Genomic DNA, 26,548 nt, shown 5'->3' with positions numbered 1-26,548 from the left:
CCTGACTGAGGTAATCCTCGCGCAGGGAAGCATGTCCGGATGGCCTTGACGGGGGCCGCCGGCCAGCCCACCTGCCATTGAATAACGGAACTGTTCATGGCCTCCACACACCGCCCCTCCACTGACAGCGCCAACACGGCGCTTACGCCGCTGCCACAAGGCGAGCGCCTGTTCGGCTGGCGCGACCATGCCGCGCTCTGGCTCAGCCTGGGTGTGGGGCTGCTGGTGATGCAGATCGGGGCCTACCTGGTCCCTGCCATGGGGGCCCAGGCGGCCCTCGGCGTCATAGTCTTCGGCTCGGTGCTGGGCGCCGGCCTACTGGGCTGGACCGCCAAGATTGGCTGCGACAGCGGCTTGTCCAGCGCCGGCCTGATGCACGCCACCTATGGCAGCAGCTTCGCACGCCTGCCGGTACTGCTGAACATCGTGCAACTGATCGGCTGGACCACCTTCGAGTTGGTCGTCATGCGCGACGGCACGGTGGCGATTGCGCGGCAGTCGGGCAGTTTCACCGGCGCGTTGTGGCCGCTGCTGGCAACGCTGCTCTGGGGCGGCGTGCTGCTGGCGCTGCTGTCGGGCTCAATGGTGAAGCTGGTGCGCAAATTCATTGGCCGCTACGGGTTGCCGCTGGTCATTGCTTCGCTGTTGTGGCTAAGCTGGCAGTTTCTGGCCAAGGCCGACGCCCAGGGCTTGTCGGCACTGTGGAATCGCCCCGGTGCGGGCGGCATGAGCACCCTGTCGGCGCTCGATCTGGTGATTGCCATGCCGGTATCGTGGTTGCCGCTGGTGGCTGACTTTGCACGCCATGGGCGCGACGGCAACAGCGCGCTGCGCGGTACCTGGCTCGGCTATGCCCTGGCCAACATCTGGTGTTACGCGCTCGGTGTGCTGGTCGCCATCACAACGCCCAGCACCGACCTGGTGGCCGCCCTGTTATTGGCGCAGGGCGGCCTGCTCGCGCTGGGCCTGATCCTGATCGACGAAGTGGACAACGCCTATGGCGATCTGTACTCGGGCTCGGTGGCTGGCCACAGCCTGAAGCCGGGCTGGAGCGTGCGGCGCTGGGGCATGCTGCTGGCGGTGCTGTGCACCGCGCTGGCGCTGGTGCTGCCCATGCACAGCCTGGAGCCGTTTTTGCTGATGCTCAGTTCGGTGTTTGTGCCACTGTATGGTGTCATTTTGGCGCGGCTGGCCGGCCATACCGACCCTGTGTTGCTGGTCACGCAACGCAAGGTGAACCGCAGTGCCGTCGCGATCTGGCTGTTGGGCATCGCCTGTTACCACCTGTGCGCCCAGCTGACACCCAGCCTGGGCGCTGCCCTGCCCACGCTGGTCCTGACCTTTGCGCTGGCGCGCATCACCCGCGCCAGACCCGCCCGCCTCATTGCAGCGGCTTGACCGGGCTGATCGCAGGTAATAACGGATTCAGCCGCATCGGCACCGGCGCATGGCCGTGGTTTAACGGCCCACCGCCCGTGCCGGTGCGCACCCTGGCACCGGCCGCCAGCGCCGCGCGTACGTAGGCCCGCGCAGCCTGCACCGCATCCACCAGCGAGGCGCCCAGCGCCAGATGCGCGGCCATCGCGGACGACAGAGTGCAGCCCGTGCCGTGGGTGTTGGCGCTTTGTATGCGCGGTGCGCGCATCCAATGCCGATCTCCACGTTGGGTGAGCAGCAAATCACTGACCACCTCGCCCGCCAGGTGCCCGCCCTTGAGCAGCACCGCCTCAGCGCCCATGGCCAGCAGTTCGTGCGCCGCCGCTTCCATGTCGCTCTCACTGCGCAAGGCCCGGCCGACCAGCAACGAAGCCTCGTCCAGATTGGGCGTGACCACGAGGGCGCGCCAAAACAGTTCGCGCACCAGTACCGCAATGGCCGGGTTGTCAATCAGCACCGCGCCACTGGTGGCAACCATGACCGGGTCCAGCACCACTTTTTTGAGCGCATGGCGATCCATAGCGTCAGCTACTGTCTGCACAATCTCGGGCGCGTGCAGCATGCCGATCTTCACCGCATCCACACCCAGGTCTTCGACTACCGCATCAATCTGGTCGCGCAGCATGTCGGCTGGAACGCCATGAATGGCCCGCACGCCCAGCGTGTTTTGCGCAGTCAGCGCGGTGATCGCGGTCATGCCGTAACAGCCCAGCGCGGAAAAGGTTTTCAGGTCGGCCTGAATACCCGCGCCGCCACCGCTATCAGAGCCCGCAATCGAAAGCACGCGCGGGTATTCGAATTCAAAGGTTTGATGGGTCACTGCTTGATTCTGGCCCAAAACAGGCACCAGTGCTTAAATAGGAAGCAGCCGAAAATGAAAAAAGCCTGCTATCGTTTAAATAGCAGGCTTTCCAGTTCTGGCGGGGTATCTTGGCTCCTCAACCTGGGCTCGAACCAGGGACCTACGGATTAACAGTCCGGCGCTCTACCAACTGAGCTATTGAGGAATACAGCCATTGATTATAGCGTCGATTTACGAGTTATTTCGTGGTTCACCGCCCCCAAAAGCATTTTTGCCCACCGCCCGCACGGCCTACATCCACCGAACTCATCGAATACCTAGGGAAATCACCCGATTGCCCTCATTCAACGGGTGCAGTCAGCTATCAAAAAAATAGCGACCATGACCAGGAAAATACCAATCCGGCTGAAAAATCCAGTCTCGGCTACCATCTAAAAATGCCGCGCAAGTCACACCGTTTGTTGTCAGCTTTGCCGAAATAGGCGGCCGGGTCATGGGAAAACTTCCACCCCCTGTGCCCTGGCTTGCTGAAGGCGAGGATTTCCCGCCCGTGGGCAGCGCCTGGAGCCAGCGTGAGCCCGCGCCCGGCCTGCTGGCGGCGGGTGCCGCGCTGGATGAAGCCACCCTGCTGCAGGCGTATTCGAAGGGCATTTTCCCGTGGTTCAGCCTGGGCCAGCCCGTGCTCTGGTGGAGCCCAGACCCCCGGATGGTGCTGCGCACGGAGAACTTCCGGCTGCACCGCTCCTTGCGCAAAACTCTGAATTACTTTGTCGATCGAGCAGACTGCGAAGTACGCATCGACAGCGCTTTTGAGCCAGTCATCAAGGCCTGCTCCAGCAAACCGCGTGCGGGCCAGTCGGGGACCTGGATTGTTCCGGACATGGTGCAAGCCTACTGCGCGCTGCACCGGGCCGGCTACGCCCACAGCATCGAGACCTGGGTTGGGGGGCGGCTCGTTGGCGGCCTTTACTGCGTCAACCTGGGCCGCATGGTGTTTGGCGAATCCATGTTTGCCCACGAAACCGACGCCTCCAAGATTGCACTGTCCGCATTGGTGGCTTTTTGCCGCGCCAACCATGTCGCGATGATCGATTGCCAGCAAAACACGCAGCACCTTGCTTCGCTGGGCGCTGGTGAAATCAGGCGTACGCAATTTGTGCAACACCTGCGGCAAACCGTCAATGAACCCGCCCCTTTATGGCAGTTCAAACCCGTATACTGGAATCAGATTTTGACAGCCAGGACGCTGACACCGCCGTGACGCACCTCAAAGACCTGCCGCTCCAGACCTTGCAGTTTTATGCCACTGCACCCTACCCTTGCAGCTACCTGCCAGGCAAGCAGGCCCGCTCGCAAGTCGCCACGCCCAGCCATCTGATTCACAACGATGCCTATTCGGAACTGGTGACCAACGGCTTTCGGCGCAGCGGCATGTTCACCTATCGCCCTTACTGCGACGGCTGCCAGGCCTGCGTACCGCTTCGCGTGCCGGTGATGCGTTTCAAACCCGATCGCAGCCAGCGCCGCGCACGAAGCCGGCACCACATGCTGCATGCTCGGGTGCTCAAGCTGTGTTTCATGCCAGAGCATTACCAACTCTATCTAAGCTACCAGAACAGCCGCCACGCGGGGGGCGGCATGGACCATGACAGCATCGACCAGTACACCCAGTTTTTGCTGCAAAGCCGCGTCAATTCCCGCCTGGTCGAGTTTCGCGAGAATCTGCCCAATGGCGAGGCCGGCGCGCTCAAGATGGTCTCAATTGTCGACGTGCTGGAAGACGGCCTTTCCGCGGTCTACACTTTTTATGAGCCGGAGGCGGGAGCCAGCTACGGCACCTACAGCGTGCTGTGGCAAATAGAGCAAGCCAGACGTCTCGGGTTGCCCTATGTGTACCTTGGTTACTGGATTGCCCAGAGCAGCAAAATGAACTACAAGGCCGGGTTTGTACCCAATGAGATACTGGTCGACGGTCGCTGGGTGCTTTCTGACAATCCTGCGGGTACCAGACAGGACGATCCGGGCCAAAAAGAAAACTCAGCCGGGGCGGGCTTATCAAACGCGTCCTGATTTCACAGGGTAAAATTTGATGCAGAAAGCCTGCATATGAAAAAGCCCGACACCGCCGTTCCGCCAACGCCCACCGTCCAGGTTCTTGAACGGATGTTTGCATTGATCGAGATTCTGGCCAGCCGTGAAGATGCCGTTTCACTCAAGGAAATCAGCGAAAAATCAGGGCTGCACCCTTCCACCGCGCACCGCATCCTGAATGACCTGGCCACCGGACGATTTGTGGATCGCCCGGTGACGGGCAGCTACCGGCTGGGCATGCGTCTTCTGGAACTGGGCAACCTGGTCAAGGCGCGTTTGAATGTCCGTGATGCGGCGCTCACGCCCATGCGCGAGTTGCACAAGCTGACGCAGCAACCCGTCAACCTGAGCATGCGCCAGGGGGACGAGATTGTGTATGTGGAGCGCGCCTACAGCGAGCGCTCTGGCATGCAGGTGGTGCGAGCCATTGGTGGGCGGGCTCCGCTGCATTTGACCTCGGTCGGCAAGCTGTTTCTGGCGTTTGACGACCCCCAGCGCTTGCGTACCTACGCTACCCGCACCGGCCTTTCCGGCCAGACCCGCAACAGCATTACCCAGTTGCCCGTGCTGGAACGTGAGCTTTCCAAAGCGCGCCAATATGGCATTGCGCGCGACAACGAAGAATTGGAAATGGGGGTACGCTGCATGGCTGCCGGCATTTACGACGATCAGAACAAACTCGTGGCCGGCCTGTCGATATCGGCCCCGGCAGACCGGCTTGACGAACACTGGCTGCCCAAGCTGCAGGCAACCGCCAACGAAATCTCCGCCGCGCTGGGTTACAAGCCCAAGTAAAAAAGCCGGCTCTCGCGGTCAGCCTTGATTTTTTGAGATCAGTTCAAAGACTGAACGTCACCCCGCCACTGACTTGGCTGACGCGCTGATTTTTACCTTTTGGTCCATGACCGGGCTCGATTCCACCCAGCGTCGTACACGCTCGGCATCGCCCAGGCGACTGAGCTTGCCGGCGGAATCCAGGAACACCATGATCAGTTTGCGGCCCGCTATCTTGGTCTGCATCACCAGGCACTGACCCGCCTCTGATATATAGCCGGTTTTTTGCAGGCCAATGTCCCACTCGGGGTTTTTCACCAGACGGTTGGTATTGTTGAACTGCAGGGTGCGGCTGCCGACTTCAACCTGGTAGCCGGTGGAGGTCGACAACTCCCGAAGCATGGGGTCGCCATGGGCCGCGTTGACCAGCGTTGCCAGATCCTGTGCGCTGGATTGGTTGCGGCTGGACAAACCGGTCGGCTCCACATAGCTGGTGTCATTCATGCCCAGCATTTTTGCCTTGGCATTCATCAGTTGGACAAAAGTGGGCAGGCCACCGGGATAGGTGCGACCCAGGGCATGGGCAGCGCGGTTTTCGCTGGACATCAAGGCCAGGTGCAACAACTCGCCGCGAGTCAGTGTGGTGCCCACCTTGAGGCGTGAGCGACTGCCTTTTTCGGTGTCCACATCGTCCTGCGTTACTGTAATGACTTCATCAAGAGGCAGTTTGGCGCCACTGATGATGACACCCGTCATCAGTTTGGTCAGCGATGCAATCGGCAGCACCGCGTGGTCGTTCTTGCTGAACAGGACTTCGCGCGTGTCCTGGTCAATCACCAGCGCCACGCTGGACTTCAAATCCAGCGGGTCCTGCGCACTGTGCAAGCCGGCGATCTGTCCAAAAGACGGTTTGGCTGGAATGACGGCCTGAACAATTCTGGTGCGCCGCGCCGCGGTGGTAAACCGCATGCTTTTGCGTGCTGATACCTGCGCGCCCTTGCTTATTGATACGATTTTTTTCGAAGTTACTATTTTTGCAACATGTGGCTTCTTGACGACAGCACGTTTTGCAGGGGCAGCGTTGGCCGCCGGGCCTGCAAAAGCAGCCAGCAAGGCTACAAATCCAACGATTTTTAATGCGCGATTCAAAATCTGGTTAGACATGGTGTGGAGGACCTGCTTTGGTTGCGATGTAGGGAATGGCTGCAGTGTATCCAAATAGAAAAAGTCACGCAATATCAAAAACTTGCGTGACTTTCCTAAAAACGCACTTAATTTGGCCACTTTGGAGCCATTAATCCATAAACCGCACCAGAATAATTTTCTAAGTCATTGAATTTAATGAATTAATTCAAAGCTCTGCAGCTTCAACCCTGTGCGGCAACCCGGTCAGCTTTTCTTTGAAGTTTGTTCAACGCGCTGAGGTAGGCTTTCGCCGACGCCACCACGATGTCGGGATCCGCACCCATGCCATTGACGACACGCCCGCTGTTTTGCAAGCGCACGGTCACCTCGCCCTGGCTTTCCGTAGATCCGCTGATGGCGTTGACCGAATAGAGCACCATCTCGGCACCGCTCTTGACATGCGATTCGATGGCTTTGAGCGAGGCATCGACCGGACCGTTGCCATCGGACTCGGTTTTGACCTCCTGGCCGGCCACGGTGAAAACCACGCTCGCTTGTGGGCGCTCGCCGGTTTCGCTGTGCTGCGACAGCGACACAAAGCCGTAGTGTTCGTTGTCATGGGTCACGCTTTCATCACTGACAAGGGCCAGGATGTCTTCGTCAAAAATTTCGCTCTTGCGATCGGCGAGGTCCTTGAACTTGATGAAGGCAAGGTTGACATCCGCCTCGCTCTCAAGGGAGACGCCCAGTTCCTGCAGACGCTGCTTGAATGCATTGCGTCCGCTCAATTTGCCCAGCACGATCTTGTTCGCGGACCAGCCGACATCCTCGGCGCGCATGATTTCCTAGGTGTCACGCGCCTTGAGCACGCCGTCCTGGTGAATGCCGGAGGCATGGGCAAAGGCATTGGCGCCCACCACCGCCTTGTTGGGCTGCACCACAAAGCCGGTGGTCTGGCTCACCATGCGGCTGGCCGCCAGGATGTGCCTGGTATCGATGCTCATATCCAGATCAAAGTAGTCCCGGCGCGTCTTCACCGCCATCACCACTTCTTCGAGCGAGCAATTGCCGGCGCGCTCGCCCAGGCCGTTGATGGTGCACTCGACCTGCCGCGCCCCGCCAATCTTCACCCCGGCCAGCGAATTGGCCACCGCCATGCCCAGGTCGTTATGGCAGTGCACCGACCAGATCGCCTTGTCACTATTGGGAATTCGCTCGCGCAGGTTCTTGATGAAGTTGCCGTAGAGCTCGGGGATGGCATAGCCTACGGTGTCAGGCACGTTGATGGTGGTGGCGCCTTCGCTGATGACCGCCTCGAGCACTCGGCACAAAAAGTCGGGGTCTGAGCGGTAACCATCTTCCGGGCTGAACTCAATATCGGACATCAGGTTGCGGGCAAAACGCACCGACAGCTTGGCTTGCTCGAACACCTGGTCGGGCGTCATGCGCAATTTCTTCTCCATGTGCAACGCACTGGTTGCCAAAAACAGGTGCAGGCGCCCCGAATTTGCCGGCTTCAGTGCTTCCGCGGCGCGGGAGATGTCCCGATCATTGGCGCGGGCCAATGAGCAGATCGTCGAGTCCTTGATGGCTTCGGCAATGGCCTTGACGCATTCAAAGTCACCATTTGAGCTGGCGGCAAAGCCAGCCTCAATCACATCCACTTTCAACCGCTCCAGCTGTCGGGCAATGCGCAGCTTTTCGTCGCGGGTCATGGAGGCGCCAGGCGACTGTTCGCCGTCGCGCAAGGTGGTGTCAAAAATGATCAATTTGCCTGACATGCGAACTCCTTGGTCTGTTGATCTGTCGGGGTCATCGCCTGAGCCCTCTGCAGGCCCGAAACAATGGCCTTGAGCGAAGCCGAAACTATATTCGCATCCATGCCAACACCGAACACGGTCTGTTGGCCAACGCGAAGCTCAAGGTAAGCCATCGCCTGCACATGGGCACCCGATCCGATGGCATGCTCATGATAATCAAGCACCCGCACCGTTTCGCCCGTGGCCTGACTCAGTCCCGAGACAAAGGCGTCGATCGGGCCGGTGCCTGCGCCGCGAATGCTGAAGCTGCGCCCCGCTACCGCGACATCCGCGGTCAGCAACACCTGGGCGCCCGCGCCGTCTCCGGTCTCCTCCAGCACCTGGTGTTGCGGCGCCGCAATGCTGCGCACCGCGTACTCCCGTTCGAACAAGGCGTGCAGGTCCTGCGCCGTCAATTCCTTGCCCGTGGCATCCATCACGGTCTGAACCACCTGACTGAACTCGATCTGCAGGCGGCGTGGAAGCTCCAGGCCGTACTCACTCTCGAGCAGGTAGGCAATTCCGCCCTTGCCCGACTGGCTGTTGACCCGTATCACCGCTTCGTAACTGCGCCCCAGATCCTTGGGATCCACCGGCAGATAGGGCATGTCCCAGATATCTGATTCCTTGCGCGCCGCGAAAGCCTTCTTGATCGCATCCTGATGCGAACCCGAAAACGAGGTGTAGACCAGGTCACCCGCATACGGGTGTCGAGGAGGCACCGGCAACTGGTTGCAATGCTCCACCGTACGCCGAATTTCATCGATGTCGGAAAAATCAAGGCGAGGATCGACGCCTTGGGTGTAAAGGTTGAGCGCCACGTTGACCAGATCCAGGTTGCCGGTGCGCTCGCCGTTGCCAAAAAGGCAGCCCTCCAGCCGGTCCGCTCCCGCCATCAGCGCAAACTCTCCGGCCGCTGTGCCGGTGCCGCGGTCGTTGTGCGGATGCACCGACAGCACGATGGCATCGCGTCGCTCAAGATGGCGGTGCATCCATTCGATCATGTCGGCAAAAATATTGGGCGTGGAATGCTCTACCGTCGACGGCAGATTCACGATGCATTTGCGTTCGCGCGTCGGTTGCCAGACCGCAGTGACCGCATCCACCACGCGCTTTGAAAAAGCCAACTCGGTGCCAGAAAACATCTCAGGCGAATACTGGAAGGTCCAGTGGGTATCAGGCTGCGCCGCCGCCAGTTCGACAAAGAGTCTGGCCTGGCTGCAAGCCAGTTCCACGATGCCGTCTTCATCAAGACCCAGCACCACCCTGCGCATGACGGGCGCCGTCGCGTTGTACAGGTGCACGATGGCGCATCTGGCACCCTGCAGGGCCTCAAAAGTGCGGCGAATCAGGGGCTCGCGTGCCTGCGTCAGCACCTGGATCGTCACATCGTCAGGCACCAGATTTTCTTCAATCAGCTTGCACAGGAAGTCGAACTCAATCTGCGATGCGGAAGGAAAACCGACCTCAATTTCCTTGAAGCCGATAGCCACCAGGGTTTGGAACAGGCGCAACTTGCGCGCAATGTCCATGGGCTCGATCAGCGCCTGATTGCCATCACGAAGGTCAACACTGCACCAGACCGGCGGGCGGGTCAGCTGTGCATCGGGCCAGGTACGGTCTGTAAGGCGCACGGGTGGGAAAGCGCGGTATTTGCTGGCTGGATTCTTCAACATGATCGGTATCTCTTTAGTGAGGGTGGACCAGCAGCCCCCAATAAAAACGGCCCGCTGCTGGTGCAAACGGGCCGTGAATAAGGTGAACGCGTGCGCTACCGTCTCCGCCCGTTGGCAGATAGCAGTAGCACTAGCGAAATTGAATTCATGGAGTCAATGTACCACAATTTATTTGTGCAGGCCGCGCTCTTCGGGCTCGTCGGTTGAGGTCGAGATGACACTGGTCTGCAACCCTTTGGCCTTGCGCCAGCCATAAACCACATATCCCGACACACCATAGAGAACAAAAAGGCCAAAAATGACAGTGGGCGGATGAATGTTGATCACCGCAATGCCCAGCGCAATCAGCACGATGACCACAAACGGCACACTGCGCTTGAGGCTGACATCCTTGAAGCTGTAAAACGGCACATTGGTCACCATGGAAAGCCCTGCGTAAAGGGTCAGTCCAAAGGTAAACCACCTCACGTCCAGCCCGTCAATGCCGGTCTCGGTCATCAGCCAGATAAAACCGGCCACAAGCGCGGCGGCTGCCGGCGAAGGCAGACCCTGGAAAAACCGTTTGTCCACAACGGCGGTGTTGACGTTGAATCGCGCCAGGCGCAAGGCGGCACAGGCGCAGTAGACAAAGGCGCCGATCCAGCCCCAGCGGCCCAGACTGGTCAAGGCCCAGACGTAGGCGATCAAGGCAGGCGCGGCGCCAAAAGACACCATGTCTGACAGCGAGTCCATCTGCTCGCCAAACGCGCTCTGGGTATTGGTCATGCGCGCCACCCGGCCGTCCAGGCTGTCGAGCACCATCGCGCAAAACACGCCTATGGCGGCCTGGTCAAAGCGGCCGTTCATGGCCATCACGATGGCATAAAACCCGCCGAACAGGGCCGCCAGGGTGAACAGGTTGGGCAATATGTAAATGCCTTTACGGCGTTTGCGTATCACCAGTTCATCGGAGGGAGATGCGGCTTCCTCGCCATCATGCATAAAAATACTCCTGAGGCACAAGATATGTGCGCAAGCAGCTATCAACAATAGCTTACAAAGGTCACTTGCACCTTGAAAACCGCCAGTCCAGCGCGTCCGAACGGAGCGCATGGAATCACGGGGAGAATACCAAAACACAAAATGCCCGCCAGCCTTAAAAACCAAAAAAGCCGCGCAAGCACTTTGCGCGGCTTTTCACAGGACAGGGCCTGAGCGTTCAGCAGGTTTAGTTACGCGTCTGGTCGACCAGCTTGTTCTTGGCAATCCAGGGCATCATCGCACGCAGTTGACCACCCACCTTCTCAATGGAGTGCTCGGCCGTCAGGCGACGGCGCGCGGTCATGCCGGGGTAGCCGGTACGGCCTTCCAGAATGAACATCTTGGCGTATTCACCGGTCTGGATGCGCTTGAGCGCATTGCGCATGGCCTGGCGCGACTGCTCGTTGATCACCTCGGGGCCAGTCACGTATTCGCCGTACTCAGCGTTGTTGGAGATCGAGTAGTTCATGTTGGCAATACCGCCTTCGTAGATCAGGTCCACGATCAGCTTGAGTTCGTGCAGGCATTCAAAGTAAGCCATTTCAGGCGCATAACCGGCTTCCACCAGGGTTTCGTAACCCATTTTGATGAGCTCAACCGCTCCGCCGCACAGCACGGCCTGCTCGCCGAAGAGATCGGTCTCGGTCTCTTCCTTGAAGTTGGTTTCAATGATGCCGGCCTTGCCACCGCCATTGGCCATCGCATAGCTCAGGGCCAAGTCACGGGCTTTACCGGTCTTGTCCTGGTGAAGCGCGATCAGGTGGGGCACGCCGCCGCCCTGGGTGTAGGTGTTGCGCACGGTGTGGCCAGGGGCCTTGGGGGCGACCATCCATACGTCAAGATCAGCGCGCGGCACGACCTGGTTGTAATGCACGTTGAAGCCATGGGCAAAGGCCAGCGAGGCGCCTTGCTTGATGTTGGGCTCCACGTTGTTCTTGTAGACGCCAGCGATGTCTTCGTCAGGCAGCAGGATCATGACCACGTCGGCCGCCTTCACCGCATCGTTGACTTCCATCACCGTGAGGCCAGCCTTGCCGACCTTGTCCCAGGACGCGCCGCCCTTGCGCAGACCGACGACCACCTTGACGCCGCTGTCGTTCAGGTTCTGCGCATGGGCATGGCCCTGGCTGCCGTAACCAATAATCGCCACCGTTTTGCCTTTGATCAGGCTCAGGTCGCAGTCTTTGTCGTAATAAACTTTCATTTTTCTCTCCGAAATTAATGCAAGGGGTTCTGGCGAAAATGCCCGTTGACAGGCTCAGGGCGAACGGTAAACGCATATCGCCACTCAAGAATCCGTTCGCGTTGAGCCTGTCGAAACGCGCGCACGGACAGCTGAAATCAGACTCTCAGGATTCGCTCACCGCGGCCGATGCCGCTGGAGCCGGTTCGCACCGTTTCCAGAATCGCGCTGCGGTCAATCGCTTCCAGAAACGCATCGTTTTTGGACTGGTCTCCGGTGAGCTCAATGGTGTAACTTTTCTCCGTCACATCAATGATGCGCCCGCGAAATATGTCCGCCATGCGCTTCATCTCTTCGCGCTCCTTGCCCACTGCGCGCACCTTGACCATCATGAGTTCGCGCTCGGTGTAGGCGCCCTCGGTCAGGTCAACCACCTTCACCACTTCAATCAGGCGGTTCAGGTGTTTGGTAATTTGCTCAATGACGTCGTCCGACCCGCTGGTTTGAATCGTCATGCGCGACAGACTCGGGTCTTCGGTTGGGGCAACCGTCAGGCTTTCGATGTTGTATCCGCGGGCCGAAAAAAGCCCGACGACGCGGGAAAGAGCGCCCGGCTCGTTTTCCAGCAAAACTGCAATGATGTGTTTCATAAGAAGATTCCTCTTTTCGCTGCCCTCCCCCGCGCACGGTAATGCGCAGGCTTGGCAGGCAATAGATTCGTCAGTGGGTTAACGGTTGATGAATGGGTTCGGGAAAGGGATTGCCAGGGCTCAGAGGTCTTCAGACCCCAGCAGCATCTCATTGATGCCCTTGCCGGCCTGCACCATCGGAAACACGTTTTCGGTGGGGTCGGTGCGGAAGTCCATGAATACCGTGCGATCCTTGAGCTTTCGTGCTTCGCGCAACGCCGGCTCCACATCCTGTGGTTTTTCAATCAGCATGCCGACATGCCCATAGGCTTCGGCCAGCTTCACAAAATTGGGCAGGGCGTCCATATAGCTGCTGCTGTAGCGGCCCGCGTACTCTATCTCCTGCCACTGGCGCACCATGCCCAGGTAGCGGTTGTTGAGCGACACGATTTTGACCGGCGTGTTGTATTGCAGGCAGGTTGACAGTTCCTGGATACACATCTGGATCGAGCCCTCGCCCGTCACGCAGAACACTTCGGATTCGGGCTTGGCCAGCTTGATGCCCATGGCATAGGGCAGACCCACGCCCATGGTGCCCAAGCCACCCGAATTGATCCAGCGGCGCGGCTCGTCAAACTTGTAATACTGGGCGGCCCACATCTGGTGCTGGCCCACGTCCGACGTGATGTAGGTGTCGGCGTCCTTGGTCATGTTCCAGAGCGTTTCGATCACATACTGCGGTTTGATCACATCGCCCTGGCCCAGACTGTATTTCATGCAGTCTCGCTTGCGCCAGCCTTCAATCGAGTCCCACCAGCCACCCAGCGCATTGGCATCGGGTTTGAGGCCGGATTCACGGATCATGGAGATCAGTTCCGTCAGCACATCCTTGACATCGCCGACGATGGGAATATCGACCTTGACGCGCTTGGAAATGCTGGAAGGGTCGATGTCGATGTGAATGATTTTTCGCTCGTTCTGCGCAAAATGCTTGGGGTTGCCAATCACCCGGTCGTCAAAACGGGCGCCCACGGCCAGCAACACGTCGCAGTTTTGCATCGCGTTGTTGGCCTCCAGCGTGCCATGCATGCCCAGCATGCCAAGGAATTTTTTGTCGCTGGCCGGGTAGGCGCCCAGACCCATCAGCGTGTTGGTGCACGGGTAACCCAGCATGTCCACCAGGGTGCGCAATTCCTGCGAGGCATTGCTGAGCAGCACGCCGCCGCCGGTATAGATGTAGGGCCGTTTGGCCGTCATCAGCAGTTGCAGCGCCTTGCGGATTTGCCCGCCATGGCCCTTGCGCACCGGGTTGTAGGAGCGCATCTCGACGCTTTGCGGATAGCCGGTGTAAAGCGTTTTATTGAAAGAAACGTCTTTCGGGATGTCCACCACCACCGGGCCGGGGCGGCCGCTGCGGGCGATGTGAAAGGCTTTTTTCATCGTTTCCGCCATCTGGCGCACATCCTTGACGAGAAAGTTGTGCTTGACGATGGGACGGGTGATGCCAACGGTGTCGCACTCCTGAAATGCGTCAAGGCCAATCGCGTGCGTTGGCACCTGACCGGTAATGATCACCATGGGAATGCTGTCCATATAAGCCGTCGCAATGCCGGTCACGGCATTGGTGACGCCGGGGCCCGAGGTGACCAGCGCAACGCCGACTTCACCGGTGGCGCGCGCATAGCCGTCGGCGGCATGCACCGCAGCCTGCTCATGGCGCACCAGAATGTGCTGGATCGAGTCCTGCTTGTAAAAAGCGTCGTAAATATGCAGGACAGCGCCGCCTGGATAGCCCCAGATGTGCTTGACACCCTCGGCCTGAAGCGATTTCACGAGGATTTCTGCGCCCCGGAGTTCCTGGGAATTGGATGCTGAGCTTGCAGACGCGGCTGCTGCGGAAGCGATTTCCGCCTTGGAGATTTCCATGATGAACCTTTGTGAATTTCTCTAACGAAATACCTTGGGTGCCTCTTCGCCAACTCTTGTGAAGCGGCATCGAGACTTGAGGCCAAAACCATAAGCAGAAACATAATCCGCCGAGTCGTGACCCGTTTGCCTTTTGAATTGCAGGCGATATTATGACATTTCGCACGGCGCAATGGCCGCGGAAAGTGAAAAGCGGCCCGCGCCGCTTGGCTCGTTAGCTGTAGTGCGATAATTTTACAGAGCTTTCCCGGGTCGGTATGCCTGCTGCGCATGAACGCGTGCTGCCTGCGGACCCGAATTATGACGACAATGACGGCGCTGGACAAACCGGAACCCCCCTCCCTTGGCAACTGAACAAGAACTTTCCGACTTTCTGAAAAGCGTTGAAAAACGGGCTTTCAAGCGCAGCATTTATCACGTCAGGGACGAAGAAGCGGCGCTCGACATCGTTCAGGACAGCATGATGAAGCTGGCGCAGCATTACGGCGACAAGCCGGCCGCCGAGTTGCCCATGCTGTTTCAGCGGATTCTGTCGAACACCACGCTGGACTGGTTTCGCCGTCGTAAAACCCGCAATGCGCTTTTTTCCAACATGAGCGACTTCGAATCTCCCGGCGAAGATGGAGATTTTGATCTTCTGGAAACTTTGGAGACCCTGAACGACTCAGAAGGGACTGAAAGCGCGCAGGACGCCACCCAGCGGGCCCAGATATTGCATCTGATTGAGCTGGAAATAAAGGAGTTGCCGGGCCGTCAACGGGAAGCCTTTCTGATGCGTTATTGGGAAGAGATGGATGTGGCCGAAACGGCCGCTGCCATGGGTTGCTCGGAAGGCAGCGTCAAAACACACTGTTCCCGGGCAGTTCATGCCCTCAGCAAAGCCCTGAGCGCCAAAGGTATCAAGTTATGAATATTTCACTTCAGCAAAGAGCAGATACGCTGCAAGACCGCTTCGGTCTGAAAACCGCCTCCTACCTGTCCGCCGGTGCGGCCGAGTTGCCGTACGACATTTCCGAGCGCCTGCGTGCCGCGCGCGTTCAGGCGGTCGCCAAGCGCAAAATCGCCAAAATCCAGCCCGCCGTCAGCGTGTCTGCCAACGGCGGCGGCGCCACCCTGACCGGCGGCTTTGGCGACGGTCTGAGCTGGTGGGCCCGCATTGGCTCCGTGCTACCGCTGGTCGCCCTGGTGGTCGGTCTGCTGGTCATCAATTCGATTCAAAACGACAACCGCGCCCAGGAACTGGCCGAGGTCGACGTCGCCTTGCTGACCGACGAACTGCCGCCTGCCGCCTTCTCGGACCCCGGTTTCATCCAATACCTCAAGGCCACACCCTGACCCACGCTGACCCTGTTGCCCAAATTGCTCAACTCGCTTTCATGATCGCGTCAGCCGCCTTTTTACAGCTCACATCACCCGCGGGTCGTCTGGCTCCCTTACTGACAAAGTTGTCGCCTCTGCTTCTGATGGCGGGCCTGCTGAGTCTGCCGGGCGCCGGGTTTGCGCAGCCGGCCGCTCCGGCCGGTGTACCCGCTGCCGCCAAGGCGGTGGCCTCCGGCCCGGCTTGGGCCAGCCTTACACCCGCGCAGCAACAGGCCCTCAAGCCGCTGGCTTCCAGCTGGAACACCTCCATCAGCGAGCCGCAAAAGCGCAAATGGCTGGAAATCTCCAAGAACTACGCTTCCTTGCCGCCCGATGGGCAGGCCACCATGCACAGCCGCATGAACGAATGGGTCACTCTCAGCCCACAGCAGCGCGCCCAGGCCCGGCTTAACTTTGCCACCACCAAAGAACTGTCAAAGCAGTTGACGCCCGAAGAAAAGAAAACCAAGTGGGAAAGCTACCAGGCCCTGAGCGCGGAAGAAAAGGAAAAGCTGGCGGCCAAGGCAAGCCCCAAGCCAGGCGGCGCGGCTACGGCAGTCAAGCCGGTCGCCCCGCAGAAACTGGTTGCTGTGCCGCCGCGCACCGACCAGGCTGCCGGCAAACCGGCGCCTAAAATCACGGCTCCCCCGCCCCCCGTAGCGGGCGGCGTCCCCGCCGGCACGCCACCCCAGCGCTGACAGCCCGCCAGCGCCTCTGGCTGACCCGGTTATTGATCAATCAGTGCTCCAGCCCAAGGGTTGCGGCCACCTAATGCTATAAAATTGATAGTATACAGCACCCCGACCACCCCCTCCCTGCCCAGACGCATGGCTTGCTGGATGTACGAAGGCATGCTGATGTTTGGCGTGGTCTTTATCGCCGGCTACCTGTTCAGCACCCTGAGCCAGACGCGCAATGCGCTGGACAACCGGCACGCGCTGCAGACCTTTGTCTTTGTGATTTTTGGCATCTACTTTGTCTGGTTCTGGGCCAAGGGCCAAACCCTGGCCATGAAAACCTGGAATATTCGCGTGGTCGATGTCCGTGGCGCCCCGATCAGCCAGCAGCGCGCCCTGCTTCGCTACCTGCTGAGCTGGATCTGGTTTTTGCCGCCGCTGGGGGTGAGCTGGCTGCTTGGCCTGTCGGGCGCACAAGGCGGCGTGCTGACCTTGGGCTGGGTCGCGATCTGGGCCATTCTGGCGCGTTTTCACCCGCAGCAGCAGTTCTGGCATGACGCCTGGGCTGGCACCAGACTGGTGAACTGGAAAGCGCCCGAAGCGCCCAAGGTGCAAAAAGCACCACAAAAGGGTGCCAACAGCAAGGTTTCGGCGCCCGATCAGACCTGAGCACAGGTCGCGACCAATCTGCGAGACAATCGGAAAATGTCCGAACCCGTCCCGTTTTCAGCGCCCGCAGCGGGCACCAGCGCCCCTCCCCCGACTGCCCACGAGGCGGTCAACCCGCAAAAAAACCGCAAGGGCGTGAGCCGCATCGTGCATGCCTTTGGCTATTCGCTGGCCGGCCTGCGCGCGGGCTGGAGCGAGACCGCTTTCAGGCAGGAAGCGCTGGCATCGCTGGTGCTGATTCCGGCCGCCTTCTGGCTTGGCCGCAGCTGGGTTGAAACCGTCTTGCTGGCCGGCACGGTGGTGTTGATCCTGATCGTGGAACTGCTCAACAGCGGCATCGAAACCGCCATTGACCGCATTGGTCCCGAATGGCACGACCTGTCCAAACGCGCCAAGGACATGGGCAGCGCCGCCGTGCTGCTGAGCCTGCTGCTCTGTGCCGGCACCTGGATGCTGGCCTTGTTTCACCGGTTTGCAGCATGACGGGCACCAGCGCGAAACCCGGCTTTTCGGTCTGTGTTTACTGTGGTTCACGCCCCGGCATTACGCCGGAATTTGCCGCGATGGCGCGCAACGTGGGTCACTGGATAGGCACGCACGGCGGGCAACTGGTCTATGGCGGCGGGCGCAATGGCCTGATGGGCATCATGGCCGATGCCGCGCTGGCCGCAGGCGGCCGGGTGGTGGGCGTGATCCCCAAGGCGCTGGTTGAAAAGGAATGGGCGCACACCGGCTGCACCGAGCTGCACATCGTGGACACCATGCACGAGCGCAAGCGCATCATGGCCGAGCACGCCGACGCGTTCCTGGCCTTGCCGGGCGGCATCGGCACGCTGGAAGAGTTTTTTGAAGTCTGGACCTGGCGCCAGCTGGGCTACCACGACAAGCCGGTGGGCCTGCTCAACATGGGCGGCTATTACGACAGCCTGCTGGCATTTCTGGGCTCTGCCGTCACCAACGGCTTCATGAGCGACTGGCAGATGGACCTGATTCGCACCGGCAGCGACGCCCAGCTATTGCTGCAGACCTTGGTGCAGGCGGCGGGTCTGACGGCGCCCACCTCCCGGCTGGACCAGATTTAACGCTGCCCGCCGAACCTCCGCGGCCGGCAAACGCAGCGCGCGGGGCCGCCCAAGCCCAGCTCAGCCCCCTCGGTGGGCATGCTTCGACAAGCTCAAGACGAATGGAGGGCATGAATCGTGGGGGCGACATTTCGCCGCCGGGCCGCCTCAAGGCGAAATAGCCCCCTCGGGGGGCAGCGCATTACGCGAAGTGAAAAGTGTGGGGCCAATCAAACAGCGGCTTCGTCTTCTTCGCCGGTGCGGATGCGCACCACGCGCTCAACGGCAGTGATGAAAATCTTGCCGTCGCCAATCTTGCCGGTGCGGGCGGCGCGCACGATGGCGTCGACGCAGCGCTCCACATCGTCGGTCTTGACGACCACCTCGACCTTGACCTTGGGCAGAAAGTCGACCACGTATTCGGCGCCGCGATACAGCTCGGTGTGGCCCTTCTGGCGGCCAAAACCCTTGACTTCGGTCACGGTCAGGCCGGTCACGCCGCATTCGGCCAGGGCTTCGCGGACTTCTTCGAGTTTGAAGGGCTTGAGGACTGCAGTAATTTGTTTCACTGAAAATTTCTCCAAAGGTTTTCAAGGATTGTCGCGCATAAGCCGCGTGCACAGCGCCGGGCCACGCCAGGAGGGGCCGCGGAACCGGCTTTGCCGGGGGCAGCGCAGTACGCGAAGCGACAAGCGTGGGGGCCATGTTCATGCGCGAAATTTTGAGGTGATCGGATAGCGCCAATCCTTGCCAAAGCTTCGGTGCGTCACCCTGATGCCGACCGGCGCCTGGCGCCGCTTGTACTCATTGATGCGGATCAGGCTTGCCACCCGCACCACGATGGCGCGGTCGAAGCCGGCGGCCACAATGCCGTCCACGCCCTCATCGTTTTCCATGTAACGCGCCAGGATGGCGTCCAACACCTCATAGGGCGGCAGGCTGTCCTGGTCCGTCTGGTCGGGCCGCAACTCGGCGCTGGGCGGGCGGGTGATGATGCGCTCGGGAATCGGCTTGCGGCCCGTGCCATACGGGTCGTGTTCGTTGCGCCAGCGCGCCAGCCGGAACACCGTGGTTTTCAGCAGGTCCTTGATGACGGCAAAGCCGCCCGCCATATCGCCATAAAGCGTGCAGTAGCCGGTGGCCATTTCGCTCTTGTTGCCGGTGGTCAGCACGATGGAGCCGAACTTGTTGGACAGCGCCATCAAGAACACGCCGCGAATGCGGGCCTGGATGTTTTCCTCGGTGGTGTCTTCCTTCAGCCCCTTGAATTCGCCGGCCAGCGAAGCCTTGAAGGCCTCGAATTCTGGAACGATGGAAATCTCGTCGTAGCGTACCTTCATGCGCCCGGCCATCTCGCGCGCGTCTATCCACGAAATGTCGGCCGTGTAGGGCGAAGGCATCATCACCGTGCGCACCTTGTCGGCACCCAGCGCATCGACCGCAATCGCCAGCACCAGCGCCGAATCAATGCCGCCCGACAGGCCCAGAATGGCCCCGGGAAAGCCGTTTTTGCCCAGGTAGTCGCGCACGCCCAGCACCAGCGCGTCCCACAGGTCGGCCTCGGCGCTGCGCTCGGGCGCCGTATCTGCTATCAAGTTAATAGCTGACAGCGACCGTTCCGCCTGGGCTACGAACAGATTTTCCTTGAAACTTTCGGCCCGGCCGGCGAGCACGCCATCGGCCTGCAACGCAAACGAGCGGCCCTCAAACACGATCTCGTCCTGGCCGCCGACCAGGTGCGCGTAAATCAGCGGCAAGCCGGTCGCCAGCACCCGGCTGCGCATCATCTGCTCGCGCTCGTCGCCCTTGCCTACATGAAACGGCGAGGCGTTGATGACCACCAGCAACTCGGCGCCAGCGTCCCTGGCCAGCCGCGCCGGTTCCTCGAACCAGGCGTCTTCGCAGATCAGCAGGCCGATGCTGATGGCGCTGCCCGCTTCGTCCTCGGCCTGAAACACGCAGGTGCCCTGCCCCGGCGCGAAGTAGCGGCGTTCGTCAAACACCTGGTAATTGGGCAGCTCGCGCTTGGCGTAGCTTTCGATGATGCGGCCTTCGCGCAGCACGCGGGCGGCGTTGTGGCGCTGCTGTACCTCGACGCTTTTGGTGCGCAGGCCTTTACCGTTGTCACCCTGGGTCGGCGTGCCCACCACCACCGTCAGGCCTTTTAACCCGGCCAGTTCACGGGCCACCCGATTCACGGCATCATCACAGGCCTGGATGAAGGACGGGCGCAAGAACAGGTCTTCGGCCGCATAGCCGCAAATCGCCAGCTCGGGCGTCAGCAACAGCCGGGCGCCGTCGGCATAGGCGCTGCGGGCGGCGGCGATAATTTTTTCCGCATTGCCCGGCATGTCGCCCACGCAATAGTTCAATTGGGCAACGCAGATTTTGAGTGACACCGAAATACTCCCTCACACTCTGAAGAACACGTGAAAAACAACTCAAACGATTATGTCATCCGCGTGCTGGATTCGCCGCTGGACGTCGGCGCGGCCGACTGGAACGCCCTGCTGGCCGCGCAAAGCCCGGGCGCCGCGTTAAACCCCTTCATGCGCCACGAATACCTGGCGGCGCTGCATCAAAGCGGCAGCGCCACGCCAGAAACCGGCTGGACGCCGCGCTTCGTCACGCTGTGGCAGGGCGCGGCACTGGCGGCGGCCTGCCCGCTCTACCTCAAGGAGCATTCCTACGGCGAATATGTGTTTGACTGGGCTTGGGCCAACGCCTACCAGCAGCATGGCCTGGACTACTACCCCAAGGCGCTGGTGGCCGTGCCCTTCACGCCGGTGCCCGGCGCGCGGCTGCTGGCGCGCACAGCGGCCGAACGCACGCTGCTGCTCAAGGCGCTGGTGGCCTGGTGCAAGGCGGAAAAGCTGTCTTCGCTGCACCTGCTGTTTGCAAATGATGATGATGTAAGCGCTTGCGAGGAAAGCGGCCTCATGCTGCGCAGCACCGTGCAGTTCCATTGGCAGAATGTGGCGCCCACGCTTGCCGCTTCGCGTGCTTCGCTGCCCCCCGAGGGGGCGCATTTCGCCTTGGGGCGGCCCGGCGGCGAAACATTCCCAACCGGCTACCGCGATTTCGACGACTTCCTGATGTCGCTGAGCCAGGAAAAGCGCAAGAAAATCCGCCAGGAGCGACGCAAGGTGCTTGACGCCGGCATCACTTTCCGCTGGTCGCTGGGCGCGGACATCAGCCGGGCCGACTGGGACTTTTTCTACCGCTGCTACGAGCGCACCTACTATGAGCACGGCAACGCGCCCTACCTGAGCCGCGACTTCTTCCAGCGCATGGCAGACTCCATGCCCGAGAACTGGCTGCTGTTTGTGGCAGAACACACCTTGAACGGCAAGCGCCAGCCGGTTGCTACAAGTTTGATAGCTGTAAGCGCACATTCTGCTTGGGCTGGCGGCATAAATGACCCTCAAAACGGCCTCACCGCCTATGGCCGCTACTGGGGCGCGCTGGCCCGCGTCGACTGCCTGCACTTTGAGGCCTGCTACTACCAGCCGCTGCAGTGGTGCATGGAACACGGTTACCAGCACTTTGAAGGCGGCGCCCAGGGCGAGCACAAGATGGCCAGGGCGCTGTTACCGGTCAAAACCACCAGCGCCCACTGGCTGGCGCATCCGGCGTTTGCCGATGCCATCGAGCGCTTTTTGTCGCGTGAAGGGGCCGGCATAGACAGCTATATGAGCGATCTGGAGCGGCGCAGCCCGTTCAGGCAGGCCGCGACGGACAAAACCGCCTGACGGTTGCCACCTTTTTCCCACGCCCCATCGCATGCCTGAGATTCCCGCCGAGCCGCCCGCTGCCGCGCAGCCGCCGTCACCCCTGGGCCGCGCCCACGCGCGCCGCCTGCGCGAGGTCTACCGCTCGGCCGGCTGGCCGTGCCAGGACCTGCTGGAAATTGAGCTGCTGGCCAGGGGCCTGCTGCAGCGCGTGGCCGGGCCGCTGGGCCACGAAACGCTGCGCGTGACCGACGCCGGCGTGGCCCATCTGGCCGCCACGCTGGTACGCAACCGCTCGGCCCTGTCGGCGCACGAAGCCCTGGTCGAGCGCGTGGCCTGCGAGATGCTGCGCGCTGGCCGCATCACCTGGCGGGCCTTGAGCTTGCGGGCCCGGCTGCCGCCGATTGCCGAAGGCGGGCCGGTACGCTGGTGCATGGCGCGGCCCGACGTGTTTTCCATCCGCAATACCTCGGTTCAGGAGTATGTGGATCCCATCGTCCACGAGATCAAGGTGCAGCGCGCCGACCTGCTGGGCGACCTGCGCAGACCCGAAAAGCGCGCCGCCTACCTCGACCTGGGCGGCGAGTGCTGGTATGTGCTGGGCAGCGACGCCAAAGGCCGGCCGATTGGCAGCGCCGATGAAATTCCGCTGGAATGCGGCGTGATGCTGATGGAAAGCAATCGTCTCGTCGTTGCCCGCGCCGCACCGCGCCGCGCGCGCCAGCCGCTGCCGTTTGGGGTCTGGATGGCGCTCGCCAAGGCCACGCCGGTGGCGGGCCTGAACGAGGGCGCGCAGCGGCTGCTGGGCGACGTGGACACGCCCGACCCGGCCGAGGAGTGAAACAGGCCGCTACGGCAAACCCCAGTACCCCAGGCGGCCCGGCTCGGTTAACGTGTTCCTTATGGAGACCCACGCATGAAATCCCTGACCGGCCTCGACGCCACCTTTCTTTACCTCGAAACCCCCGAGATGCCCATGCATGTCGGCTCGTTCAATCTGTGCGAGTTGCCGGCGGGCTTCAAGGGCAGCTTTCACGAAGAGGTGACAAAGCACATCGGCAGGCGCATGCACCTGGCGCCGGTGTTTGGCCGCAAGCTGGTCTTCATGCCGCTGGACCTGGGCCACCCGCTGTGGGTGGAGGCCGATTCGGTGGACCTTGGCTTTCACATCCGCCGCGCCGACTCGGCCAAAAAGGGCGCCGCTCCGATGACGCTGGCCGAGGCGCACCGGCTGTGCGCGCAGCTGCACAGTGAGCCGATAGACCGCCACTTTCCGCTCTGGGAGTTTTATATTTTTGACCGCATCAAGTTGCCGGACGGAAGCCTGGTGGCCGGCTTTTTCTCGAAAATCCACCACGCGGCGCTGGACGGCAAAGGCGGCGTGATGCTGGCCAACGCCATGCTCGACGTCGGCCCGGTGCCGCGCGAGGTGGCGCCACCCGACCCGGGGCGCAAGCGCAGGCTGGAATCCGACCTCAAGCTGGGCAAGATGATCGGCTCGGTGTTCTCCAGTTCGCTGGGCCAGCTGGTCAAGGTGGTCAAGTCACTGCCCGCGGCGGCCAATACCCTGGGCAGCACGCTGGCCCGGCAGTCGCTCGGCTCGGCTGCGGGCGCGCGGCCCCGGCTACCGATGAAGCTGGCGCCGCACACCCCTTTCAACGAAGGCGTCGGCCGGGGCCGGGTGTTTGTGACGGCCACCCTGCCGCTGGCCGAATGCAAGGCCATGGGCAAGGCCGTGGGCGGCTCCTTCAACGATATCGTGCTGTGGATTTGCGCGACCGCCGTGCGCAACTACCTGACGCAGCACCACAGCCTGCCCAAAAAATCGCTGGTGGCGGCCATGCCGGTGTCGCTGCGCGATGACGGCGCGACCGATGCCAGCAACCTGGGCAACCAGGTCAGCATGAGCCTGGTCGAACTCGGCACGCATCTGGCGCACCCGCTCAAGCGCATGAACGCCATCATGGCCTCGACCGCCAAGGTCAAAAGCTCGGTACAAAGCCTCAAGGGCCTGCTGCCGACCGACTACCCTTCCCTGCTGGCGCCGTGGCTGGTCGGTGGCGCCGCCAAGATGGCGCTCAACGCCTATGGCAAAAGCGGTGTCGCCAGCCACCTGCCGCAGGTCGCCAATCTGGCGATTTCCAACGTGCCCGGCCCGCCGGTGCCGCTCTACCTGGCCGGGGCGAAGTTCTTGAGCTTTCACCCGCTGTCCATCATCATTCACGGGCTGGCGCTCAACATCACGATCCAGACCTACGCTGGCCATGTCGATTTCGGCATCGTGGCTGACAAAAAAGCGCTGCCGCACGCGCGCGACCTGGCCAAGGCCATTGAGGCCGCTTTTGCCGAGGCGCAGGCGCTGCTGGGCCCCGCCGCGCCGGCTGCGGCCGTTGCAGCGCAAAAAACCCCGGTGAAAACCCGTAAAACCGCTGTCACGCAGGTGACGAAAGCCGCCCGCCTAGAGAAGCCTCCCTCGGTAAAACCCGGCAAGCGCCCCGATACTGCGACAAGTCGCAACCACCCACCCAAGTCTGATGCTCCACGCCATGGCCAGTCCGTCGTTCCCCCCGCCCCCGCAAAAGCCGTCCGGCGAAAAGCCGCTGCAAAGCCGCCCGCCGCTGCACGACGGTCCGCCGCCTAGCCCCTGGCTGCTGGCGCTGGAACTGCGCGCCTTGTGGGAGTTCGGCGCCCTGCTGCCGTCCTGGCCGCTGCTGGCGCGCGCGCCCAGGGGCGACGGCCATGCGGTGCTGGTGTTTCCGGGCCTGTCGGCCAACGATGTCTCGACCGTGCCGCTGCGCCACTACCTGCAGTCGCGCGGCTACCAGCCCTGGGGCTGGGAGCAGGGTTTCAACTTTGGCCCGCGCGCCGGCGTGCTCGACGAGGCCAGGGAAAAACTGGTGCGCACATACGAATCCACGGGCCGCAAGGTCAGCCTGATCGGCTGGAGCCTGGGCGGCGTGTATGCGCGTGAGCTGGCCAAGGAGCTGCCGCACATGGTGCGCGGTGTCATCACGCTGGGTACGCCGTTTGCCGGTTCGCACCGCTCGACCAATGCCTGGCGCATTTACCAGCTGGCCAGCGGCCGCAACATCGAGCGCGAGGCCGAAGGCTACGACCTGCCGACCGCGCCGCCCGTGCCCACCACCAGCATTTACACCCGCACCGATGGCGTGGTGGCCTGGCAGGGCAGCGTGCAGGCCGCCAGCGCGCACAACCCGCACACCGAAAACATCGAAGTGCTGGCCAGCCACATCGGTCTGGGCGTGAACCCCAGCGCCTGGTGGGCGATTGCCAACCGGCTGGCGCAGGCCGAGGGCAGCTGGGCGCCGTTTGCGCATACCACCCTTGAAAGCAAGGGCCGGCTGCACGGCCTGATTTACCCCGACCCGGCGCGCGAAGGCTGAGACGACTTGCGCTAAGGTTGCCGCATGAACCTCTCCAGCCACAGCGCCCAACCCGCCAAACCCCGCGCCCGCGACCTGGGCATTCCGTTTGACGGCACGCCCGGCCCGCTCAACGCCATCACCGATGTTCCCGGCGTGGCCGTGGGCCACTGCACCCTGATTGAAGGCAGCAGCGTGCGCACCGGCGTCACCGCCATCCTGCCGGCCGGCCGGCAAGGCGCGCTTGCCCACCTGCCGGGGGCATTTTTCTCGCTCAATGGCAATGGTGAAATGACCGGCTCGCACTGGCTGGAAGAAGCCGGCCTGCTGCAAGGCCCGGTGATGCTGACCAACACCCACAGCGTGGGCGTGGTACGCGATGCCACCGTGCAATGGCTGCACCAGCAGGCGCTGCAGTCGCGGCCGGGCAGCCACGCGCACTTTTACCTGCCGGTGGTGGCCGAAACCTATGACGGCGTGCTGAGCGACATCAACGGCCACCCTGTGCAGGCGCGCCATGCCCACGCGGCGCTGGACGCCGCGCGCACCGGCCCGGTGGCCGAAGGCAGCGTGGGCGGCGGCACCGGCATGATCACCCACAAGTGGAAGGCCGGCATCGGCAGCGCCAGCCGCGTTGTCAGCATTGAGGGCCGTGGCTACACCCTGGGCGTGCTGGTGCAAAGCAACTATGGCGAGCGCCAGCAGCTGACCATTGCCGGAGTGCCGGTGGGCCGCGAGATCAGGCACTCGCTGCCCGGCCAAGAGGCCGCCAAGGACGGCTCCATCATTGTCTGCATCGCCACCGATGCGCCGCTGCTGCCGCACCAGTGCAAGCGGCTGGCGCGCCGCGCCTCCATGGGCCTGGCGCGCCTGGGCAGCGTGGCCCTGCATTCGAGCGGCGATATTTTTCTGGCCTTTTCGACCCAGCCGCCGGCGCTGGCCGATGGCCTGGCGCTGTGGCAGGCGTTGCCGCATGGCAGGGACATCGACCCGCTGTTCCAGGCCACGGCCGAGGCCACCGAGGAAGCCATCGTCAACGCCCTGGTGGCCGCCGACACCATGACCGGCCTGAACGGCACGGTGGTGCATGCCTTGCCGCACGACGAGCTGCGCGCCGTGCTGGCGCGCCACGGGCGGTTGCAGGGCTAAGCCTCTGTCGGAGGGGATGCCCATAGAAAAGCGCCTGCCGTCTTGCAACGGCAGGCG

General features: G+C 61.8%; 24 protein-coding genes, 1 tRNA gene and 1 pseudogene. 15 read left to right on the top strand and 11 right to left on the bottom strand.

Going from position 1 to position 26,548, the window contains the following annotated elements:
- Positions 1-96 precede the first annotated feature (96 nt).
- Positions 97-1,398 carry a cytosine permease gene (locus RMO23_RS19640; RefSeq protein WP_309684899.1) on the top strand — a complete coding sequence of 434 codons (1,302 nt, stop codon included), beginning with the start codon at positions 97-99 and terminating at the stop codon, positions 1,396-1,398.
- Here the strand turns inward: RMO23_RS19640 and thiD are convergent.
- Together thiD and RMO23_RS19630 are read right to left on the bottom strand one after the other, a co-directional pair.
- Entirely contained in the window at positions 1,382-2,257 is an 876-nt protein-coding gene (thiD, locus tag RMO23_RS19635; RefSeq protein ID WP_309684896.1) for a bifunctional hydroxymethylpyrimidine kinase/phosphomethylpyrimidine kinase, read from the bottom strand. The two genes, RMO23_RS19640 and thiD, sit on opposite strands and share 17 nt — an antisense overlap.
- Before the next feature lie 111 nt (positions 2,258-2,368).
- Positions 2,369-2,444, bottom strand: a tRNA-Asn gene (locus RMO23_RS19630).
- A gap of 288 nt (positions 2,445-2,732) precedes the next feature.
- Between RMO23_RS19630 and aat the strand changes: the two genes are divergently transcribed.
- From aat to RMO23_RS19615, 3 genes are read left to right on the top strand one after another with little or no spacing between them, the layout of a single operon-like run.
- Positions 2,733-3,500 (top strand): leucyl/phenylalanyl-tRNA--protein transferase, encoded by a 768-nt coding sequence (gene aat, locus RMO23_RS19625; protein ID WP_309684893.1) that lies wholly within the window; start codon positions 2,733-2,735, stop codon positions 3,498-3,500.
- On the top strand, positions 3,497-4,309 hold the full coding sequence (locus RMO23_RS19620) for an arginyltransferase (RefSeq protein ID WP_309684890.1): 813 nt from the start codon (positions 3,497-3,499) through the stop codon (positions 4,307-4,309). The genes aat and RMO23_RS19620 overlap by 4 nt, the downstream gene beginning before the upstream one ends.
- 36 nt (positions 4,310-4,345) lie before the next feature.
- Positions 4,346-5,125 carry an IclR family transcriptional regulator gene (locus tag RMO23_RS19615; RefSeq protein WP_309684887.1) on the top strand — a complete coding sequence of 260 codons (780 nt, stop codon included), beginning with the start codon at positions 4,346-4,348 and terminating at the stop codon, positions 5,123-5,125.
- Between the two features lie 57 nt (positions 5,126-5,182).
- Here RMO23_RS19615 and pbpG read toward each other — a convergent pair whose 3' ends face one another.
- The 7 genes and pseudogenes from pbpG to RMO23_RS19580 all read right to left on the bottom strand — a co-directional run bounded on the left by pbpG (position 5,183) and on the right by RMO23_RS19580 (position 14,462).
- On the bottom strand, positions 5,183-6,268 hold the full coding sequence (gene pbpG, locus RMO23_RS19610) for a D-alanyl-D-alanine endopeptidase (protein WP_309684909.1): 1,086 nt from the start codon (positions 6,266-6,268) through the stop codon (positions 5,183-5,185).
- 203 nt (positions 6,269-6,471) lie between these two features.
- Positions 6,472-8,010: pseudogene (locus RMO23_RS19605) on the bottom strand (2-isopropylmalate synthase).
- On the bottom strand, positions 7,995-9,704 hold the full coding sequence (gene leuA / locus RMO23_RS19600; protein WP_309684906.1) for a 2-isopropylmalate synthase: 1,710 nt from the start codon (positions 9,702-9,704) through the stop codon (positions 7,995-7,997). The pseudogene RMO23_RS19605 and the gene leuA overlap by 16 nt, the downstream one beginning before the upstream one ends.
- Before the next feature lie 168 nt (positions 9,705-9,872).
- Positions 9,873-10,685 carry a CDP-diacylglycerol--serine O-phosphatidyltransferase gene (gene pssA, locus RMO23_RS19595; protein ID WP_309684885.1) on the bottom strand — a complete coding sequence of 271 codons (813 nt, stop codon included), beginning with the start codon at positions 10,683-10,685 and terminating at the stop codon, positions 9,873-9,875.
- Between the two features lie 226 nt (positions 10,686-10,911).
- The gene (ilvC, locus tag RMO23_RS19590; protein ID WP_309684883.1) at positions 10,912-11,928 is read right to left on the bottom strand and encodes a ketol-acid reductoisomerase; all 1,017 of its coding nucleotides are present in this window, start codon (positions 11,926-11,928) and stop codon (positions 10,912-10,914) included.
- 137 nt (positions 11,929-12,065) lie between these two features.
- Entirely contained in the window at positions 12,066-12,557 is a 492-nt protein-coding gene (ilvN, locus tag RMO23_RS19585) for an acetolactate synthase small subunit (RefSeq protein WP_309684880.1), read from the bottom strand.
- A 120-nt stretch (positions 12,558-12,677) separates the two neighbouring features.
- Positions 12,678-14,462, bottom strand: a complete 1,785-nt coding sequence (locus RMO23_RS19580; protein WP_309684879.1) for an acetolactate synthase 3 catalytic subunit — start codon at positions 14,460-14,462, stop codon at positions 12,678-12,680.
- 343 nt (positions 14,463-14,805) lie between these two features.
- Between RMO23_RS19580 and RMO23_RS19575 the strand changes: the two genes are divergently transcribed.
- From RMO23_RS19575 to RMO23_RS19550, 6 genes are all read left to right on the top strand, one after another.
- Positions 14,806-15,372 (top strand): RNA polymerase sigma factor, encoded by a 567-nt coding sequence (locus RMO23_RS19575; RefSeq protein ID WP_309684876.1) that lies wholly within the window; start codon positions 14,806-14,808, stop codon positions 15,370-15,372.
- Positions 15,369-15,797, top strand: coding sequence for a DUF3619 family protein (locus RMO23_RS19570; protein ID WP_309684874.1), 429 nt, complete (start codon positions 15,369-15,371; stop codon positions 15,795-15,797). The genes RMO23_RS19575 and RMO23_RS19570 overlap by 4 nt, the downstream gene beginning before the upstream one ends.
- Positions 15,798-15,907: 110 nt before the next feature.
- Positions 15,908-16,519, top strand: coding sequence for a DUF3106 domain-containing protein (locus tag RMO23_RS19565; protein WP_309684873.1), 612 nt, complete (start codon positions 15,908-15,910; stop codon positions 16,517-16,519).
- A 117-nt stretch (positions 16,520-16,636) separates the two neighbouring features.
- Positions 16,637-17,167, top strand: coding sequence for an RDD family protein (locus RMO23_RS19560; protein ID WP_309684903.1), 531 nt, complete (start codon positions 16,637-16,639; stop codon positions 17,165-17,167).
- 36 nt (positions 17,168-17,203) lie between these two features.
- Positions 17,204-17,650: a diacylglycerol kinase gene (locus RMO23_RS19555; RefSeq protein ID WP_309684872.1), complete on the top strand. Its 447-nt coding sequence runs from the start codon at positions 17,204-17,206 to the stop codon at positions 17,648-17,650.
- Positions 17,647-18,249, top strand: a complete 603-nt coding sequence (locus tag RMO23_RS19550; protein ID WP_309684871.1) for a TIGR00730 family Rossman fold protein — start codon at positions 17,647-17,649, stop codon at positions 18,247-18,249. Before RMO23_RS19555 ends, RMO23_RS19550 begins: the two co-directional genes overlap by 4 nt.
- Before the next feature lie 209 nt (positions 18,250-18,458).
- On the opposite strand, the gene RMO23_RS19545 is transcribed toward RMO23_RS19550, so the two are convergent.
- Positions 18,459-18,797, bottom strand: coding sequence for a P-II family nitrogen regulator (locus RMO23_RS19545; protein ID WP_309684870.1), 339 nt, complete (start codon positions 18,795-18,797; stop codon positions 18,459-18,461).
- Between the two features lie 138 nt (positions 18,798-18,935).
- Entirely contained in the window at positions 18,936-20,627 is a 1,692-nt protein-coding gene (locus RMO23_RS19540) for an NAD+ synthase (protein ID WP_309684867.1), read from the bottom strand.
- Between the two features lie 30 nt (positions 20,628-20,657).
- Between RMO23_RS19540 and RMO23_RS19535 the strand changes: the two genes are divergently transcribed.
- The 5 genes from RMO23_RS19535 (at position 20,658) to RMO23_RS19515 (ending at position 26,491) form a co-directional block, all read left to right on the top strand.
- Positions 20,658-21,980, top strand: a complete 1,323-nt coding sequence (locus RMO23_RS19535; RefSeq protein WP_309684865.1) for a GNAT family N-acetyltransferase — start codon at positions 20,658-20,660, stop codon at positions 21,978-21,980.
- Between the two features lie 31 nt (positions 21,981-22,011).
- On the top strand, positions 22,012-22,800 hold the full coding sequence (locus RMO23_RS19530; RefSeq protein ID WP_309684863.1) for a hypothetical protein: 789 nt from the start codon (positions 22,012-22,014) through the stop codon (positions 22,798-22,800).
- A gap of 75 nt (positions 22,801-22,875) precedes the next feature.
- A complete protein-coding gene (locus RMO23_RS19525) occupies positions 22,876-24,600 on the top strand; it encodes a wax ester/triacylglycerol synthase family O-acyltransferase (RefSeq protein WP_309684861.1) in 1,725 nt (574 codons plus the stop codon).
- The gene (locus tag RMO23_RS19520; RefSeq protein ID WP_309684858.1) at positions 24,506-25,363 is read left to right on the top strand and encodes an alpha/beta hydrolase; all 858 of its coding nucleotides are present in this window, start codon (positions 24,506-24,508) and stop codon (positions 25,361-25,363) included. Before RMO23_RS19525 ends, RMO23_RS19520 begins: the two co-directional genes overlap by 95 nt.
- Before the next feature lie 24 nt (positions 25,364-25,387).
- Positions 25,388-26,491: a P1 family peptidase gene (locus RMO23_RS19515; RefSeq protein WP_309684857.1), complete on the top strand. Its 1,104-nt coding sequence runs from the start codon at positions 25,388-25,390 to the stop codon at positions 26,489-26,491.
- The last annotated feature ends 57 nt before the right edge of the window (positions 26,492-26,548 follow it).

The organism is Polaromonas sp., from assembly GCF_031411155.1.
In the GTDB taxonomy this organism is placed as follows: Bacteria; Pseudomonadota; Gammaproteobacteria; order Burkholderiales; family Burkholderiaceae_C; genus Polaromonas.
This window is presented reverse-complemented; position numbering and strand designations above follow the sequence as displayed.

Coding starts and splice junctions, on each gene's coding strand:
- RMO23_RS19640 (WP_309684899.1), top strand. CDS start 97: ATGGCCTCCACACACCGCCCCTCCACTGACAGCGCCAACACGGCGCTT.
- aat (WP_309684893.1), top strand. CDS start 2,733: ATGGGAAAACTTCCACCCCCTGTGCCCTGGCTTGCTGAAGGCGAGGAT.
- RMO23_RS19615 (WP_309684887.1), top strand. CDS start 4,346: ATGAAAAAGCCCGACACCGCCGTTCCGCCAACGCCCACCGTCCAGGTT.
- pbpG (WP_309684909.1), bottom strand. CDS start 6,268: ATGTCTAACCAGATTTTGAATCGCGCATTAAAAATCGTTGGATTTGTA.
- leuA (WP_309684906.1), bottom strand. CDS start 9,704: ATGTTGAAGAATCCAGCCAGCAAATACCGCGCTTTCCCACCCGTGCGC.
- pssA (WP_309684885.1), bottom strand. CDS start 10,685: ATGCATGATGGCGAGGAAGCCGCATCTCCCTCCGATGAACTGGTGATA.
- ilvC (WP_309684883.1), bottom strand. CDS start 11,928: ATGAAAGTTTATTACGACAAAGACTGCGACCTGAGCCTGATCAAAGGC.
- ilvN (WP_309684880.1), bottom strand. CDS start 12,557: ATGAAACACATCATTGCAGTTTTGCTGGAAAACGAGCCGGGCGCTCTT.
- RMO23_RS19580 (WP_309684879.1), bottom strand. CDS start 14,462: ATGGAAATCTCCAAGGCGGAAATCGCTTCCGCAGCAGCCGCGTCTGCA.
- RMO23_RS19570 (WP_309684874.1), top strand. CDS start 15,369: ATGAATATTTCACTTCAGCAAAGAGCAGATACGCTGCAAGACCGCTTC.
- RMO23_RS19555 (WP_309684872.1), top strand. CDS start 17,204: ATGTCCGAACCCGTCCCGTTTTCAGCGCCCGCAGCGGGCACCAGCGCC.
- RMO23_RS19550 (WP_309684871.1), top strand. CDS start 17,647: ATGACGGGCACCAGCGCGAAACCCGGCTTTTCGGTCTGTGTTTACTGT.
- RMO23_RS19530 (WP_309684863.1), top strand. CDS start 22,012: ATGCCTGAGATTCCCGCCGAGCCGCCCGCTGCCGCGCAGCCGCCGTCA.
- RMO23_RS19525 (WP_309684861.1), top strand. CDS start 22,876: ATGAAATCCCTGACCGGCCTCGACGCCACCTTTCTTTACCTCGAAACC.
- RMO23_RS19520 (WP_309684858.1), top strand. CDS start 24,506: ATGGCCAGTCCGTCGTTCCCCCCGCCCCCGCAAAAGCCGTCCGGCGAA.
- RMO23_RS19515 (WP_309684857.1), top strand. CDS start 25,388: ATGAACCTCTCCAGCCACAGCGCCCAACCCGCCAAACCCCGCGCCCGC.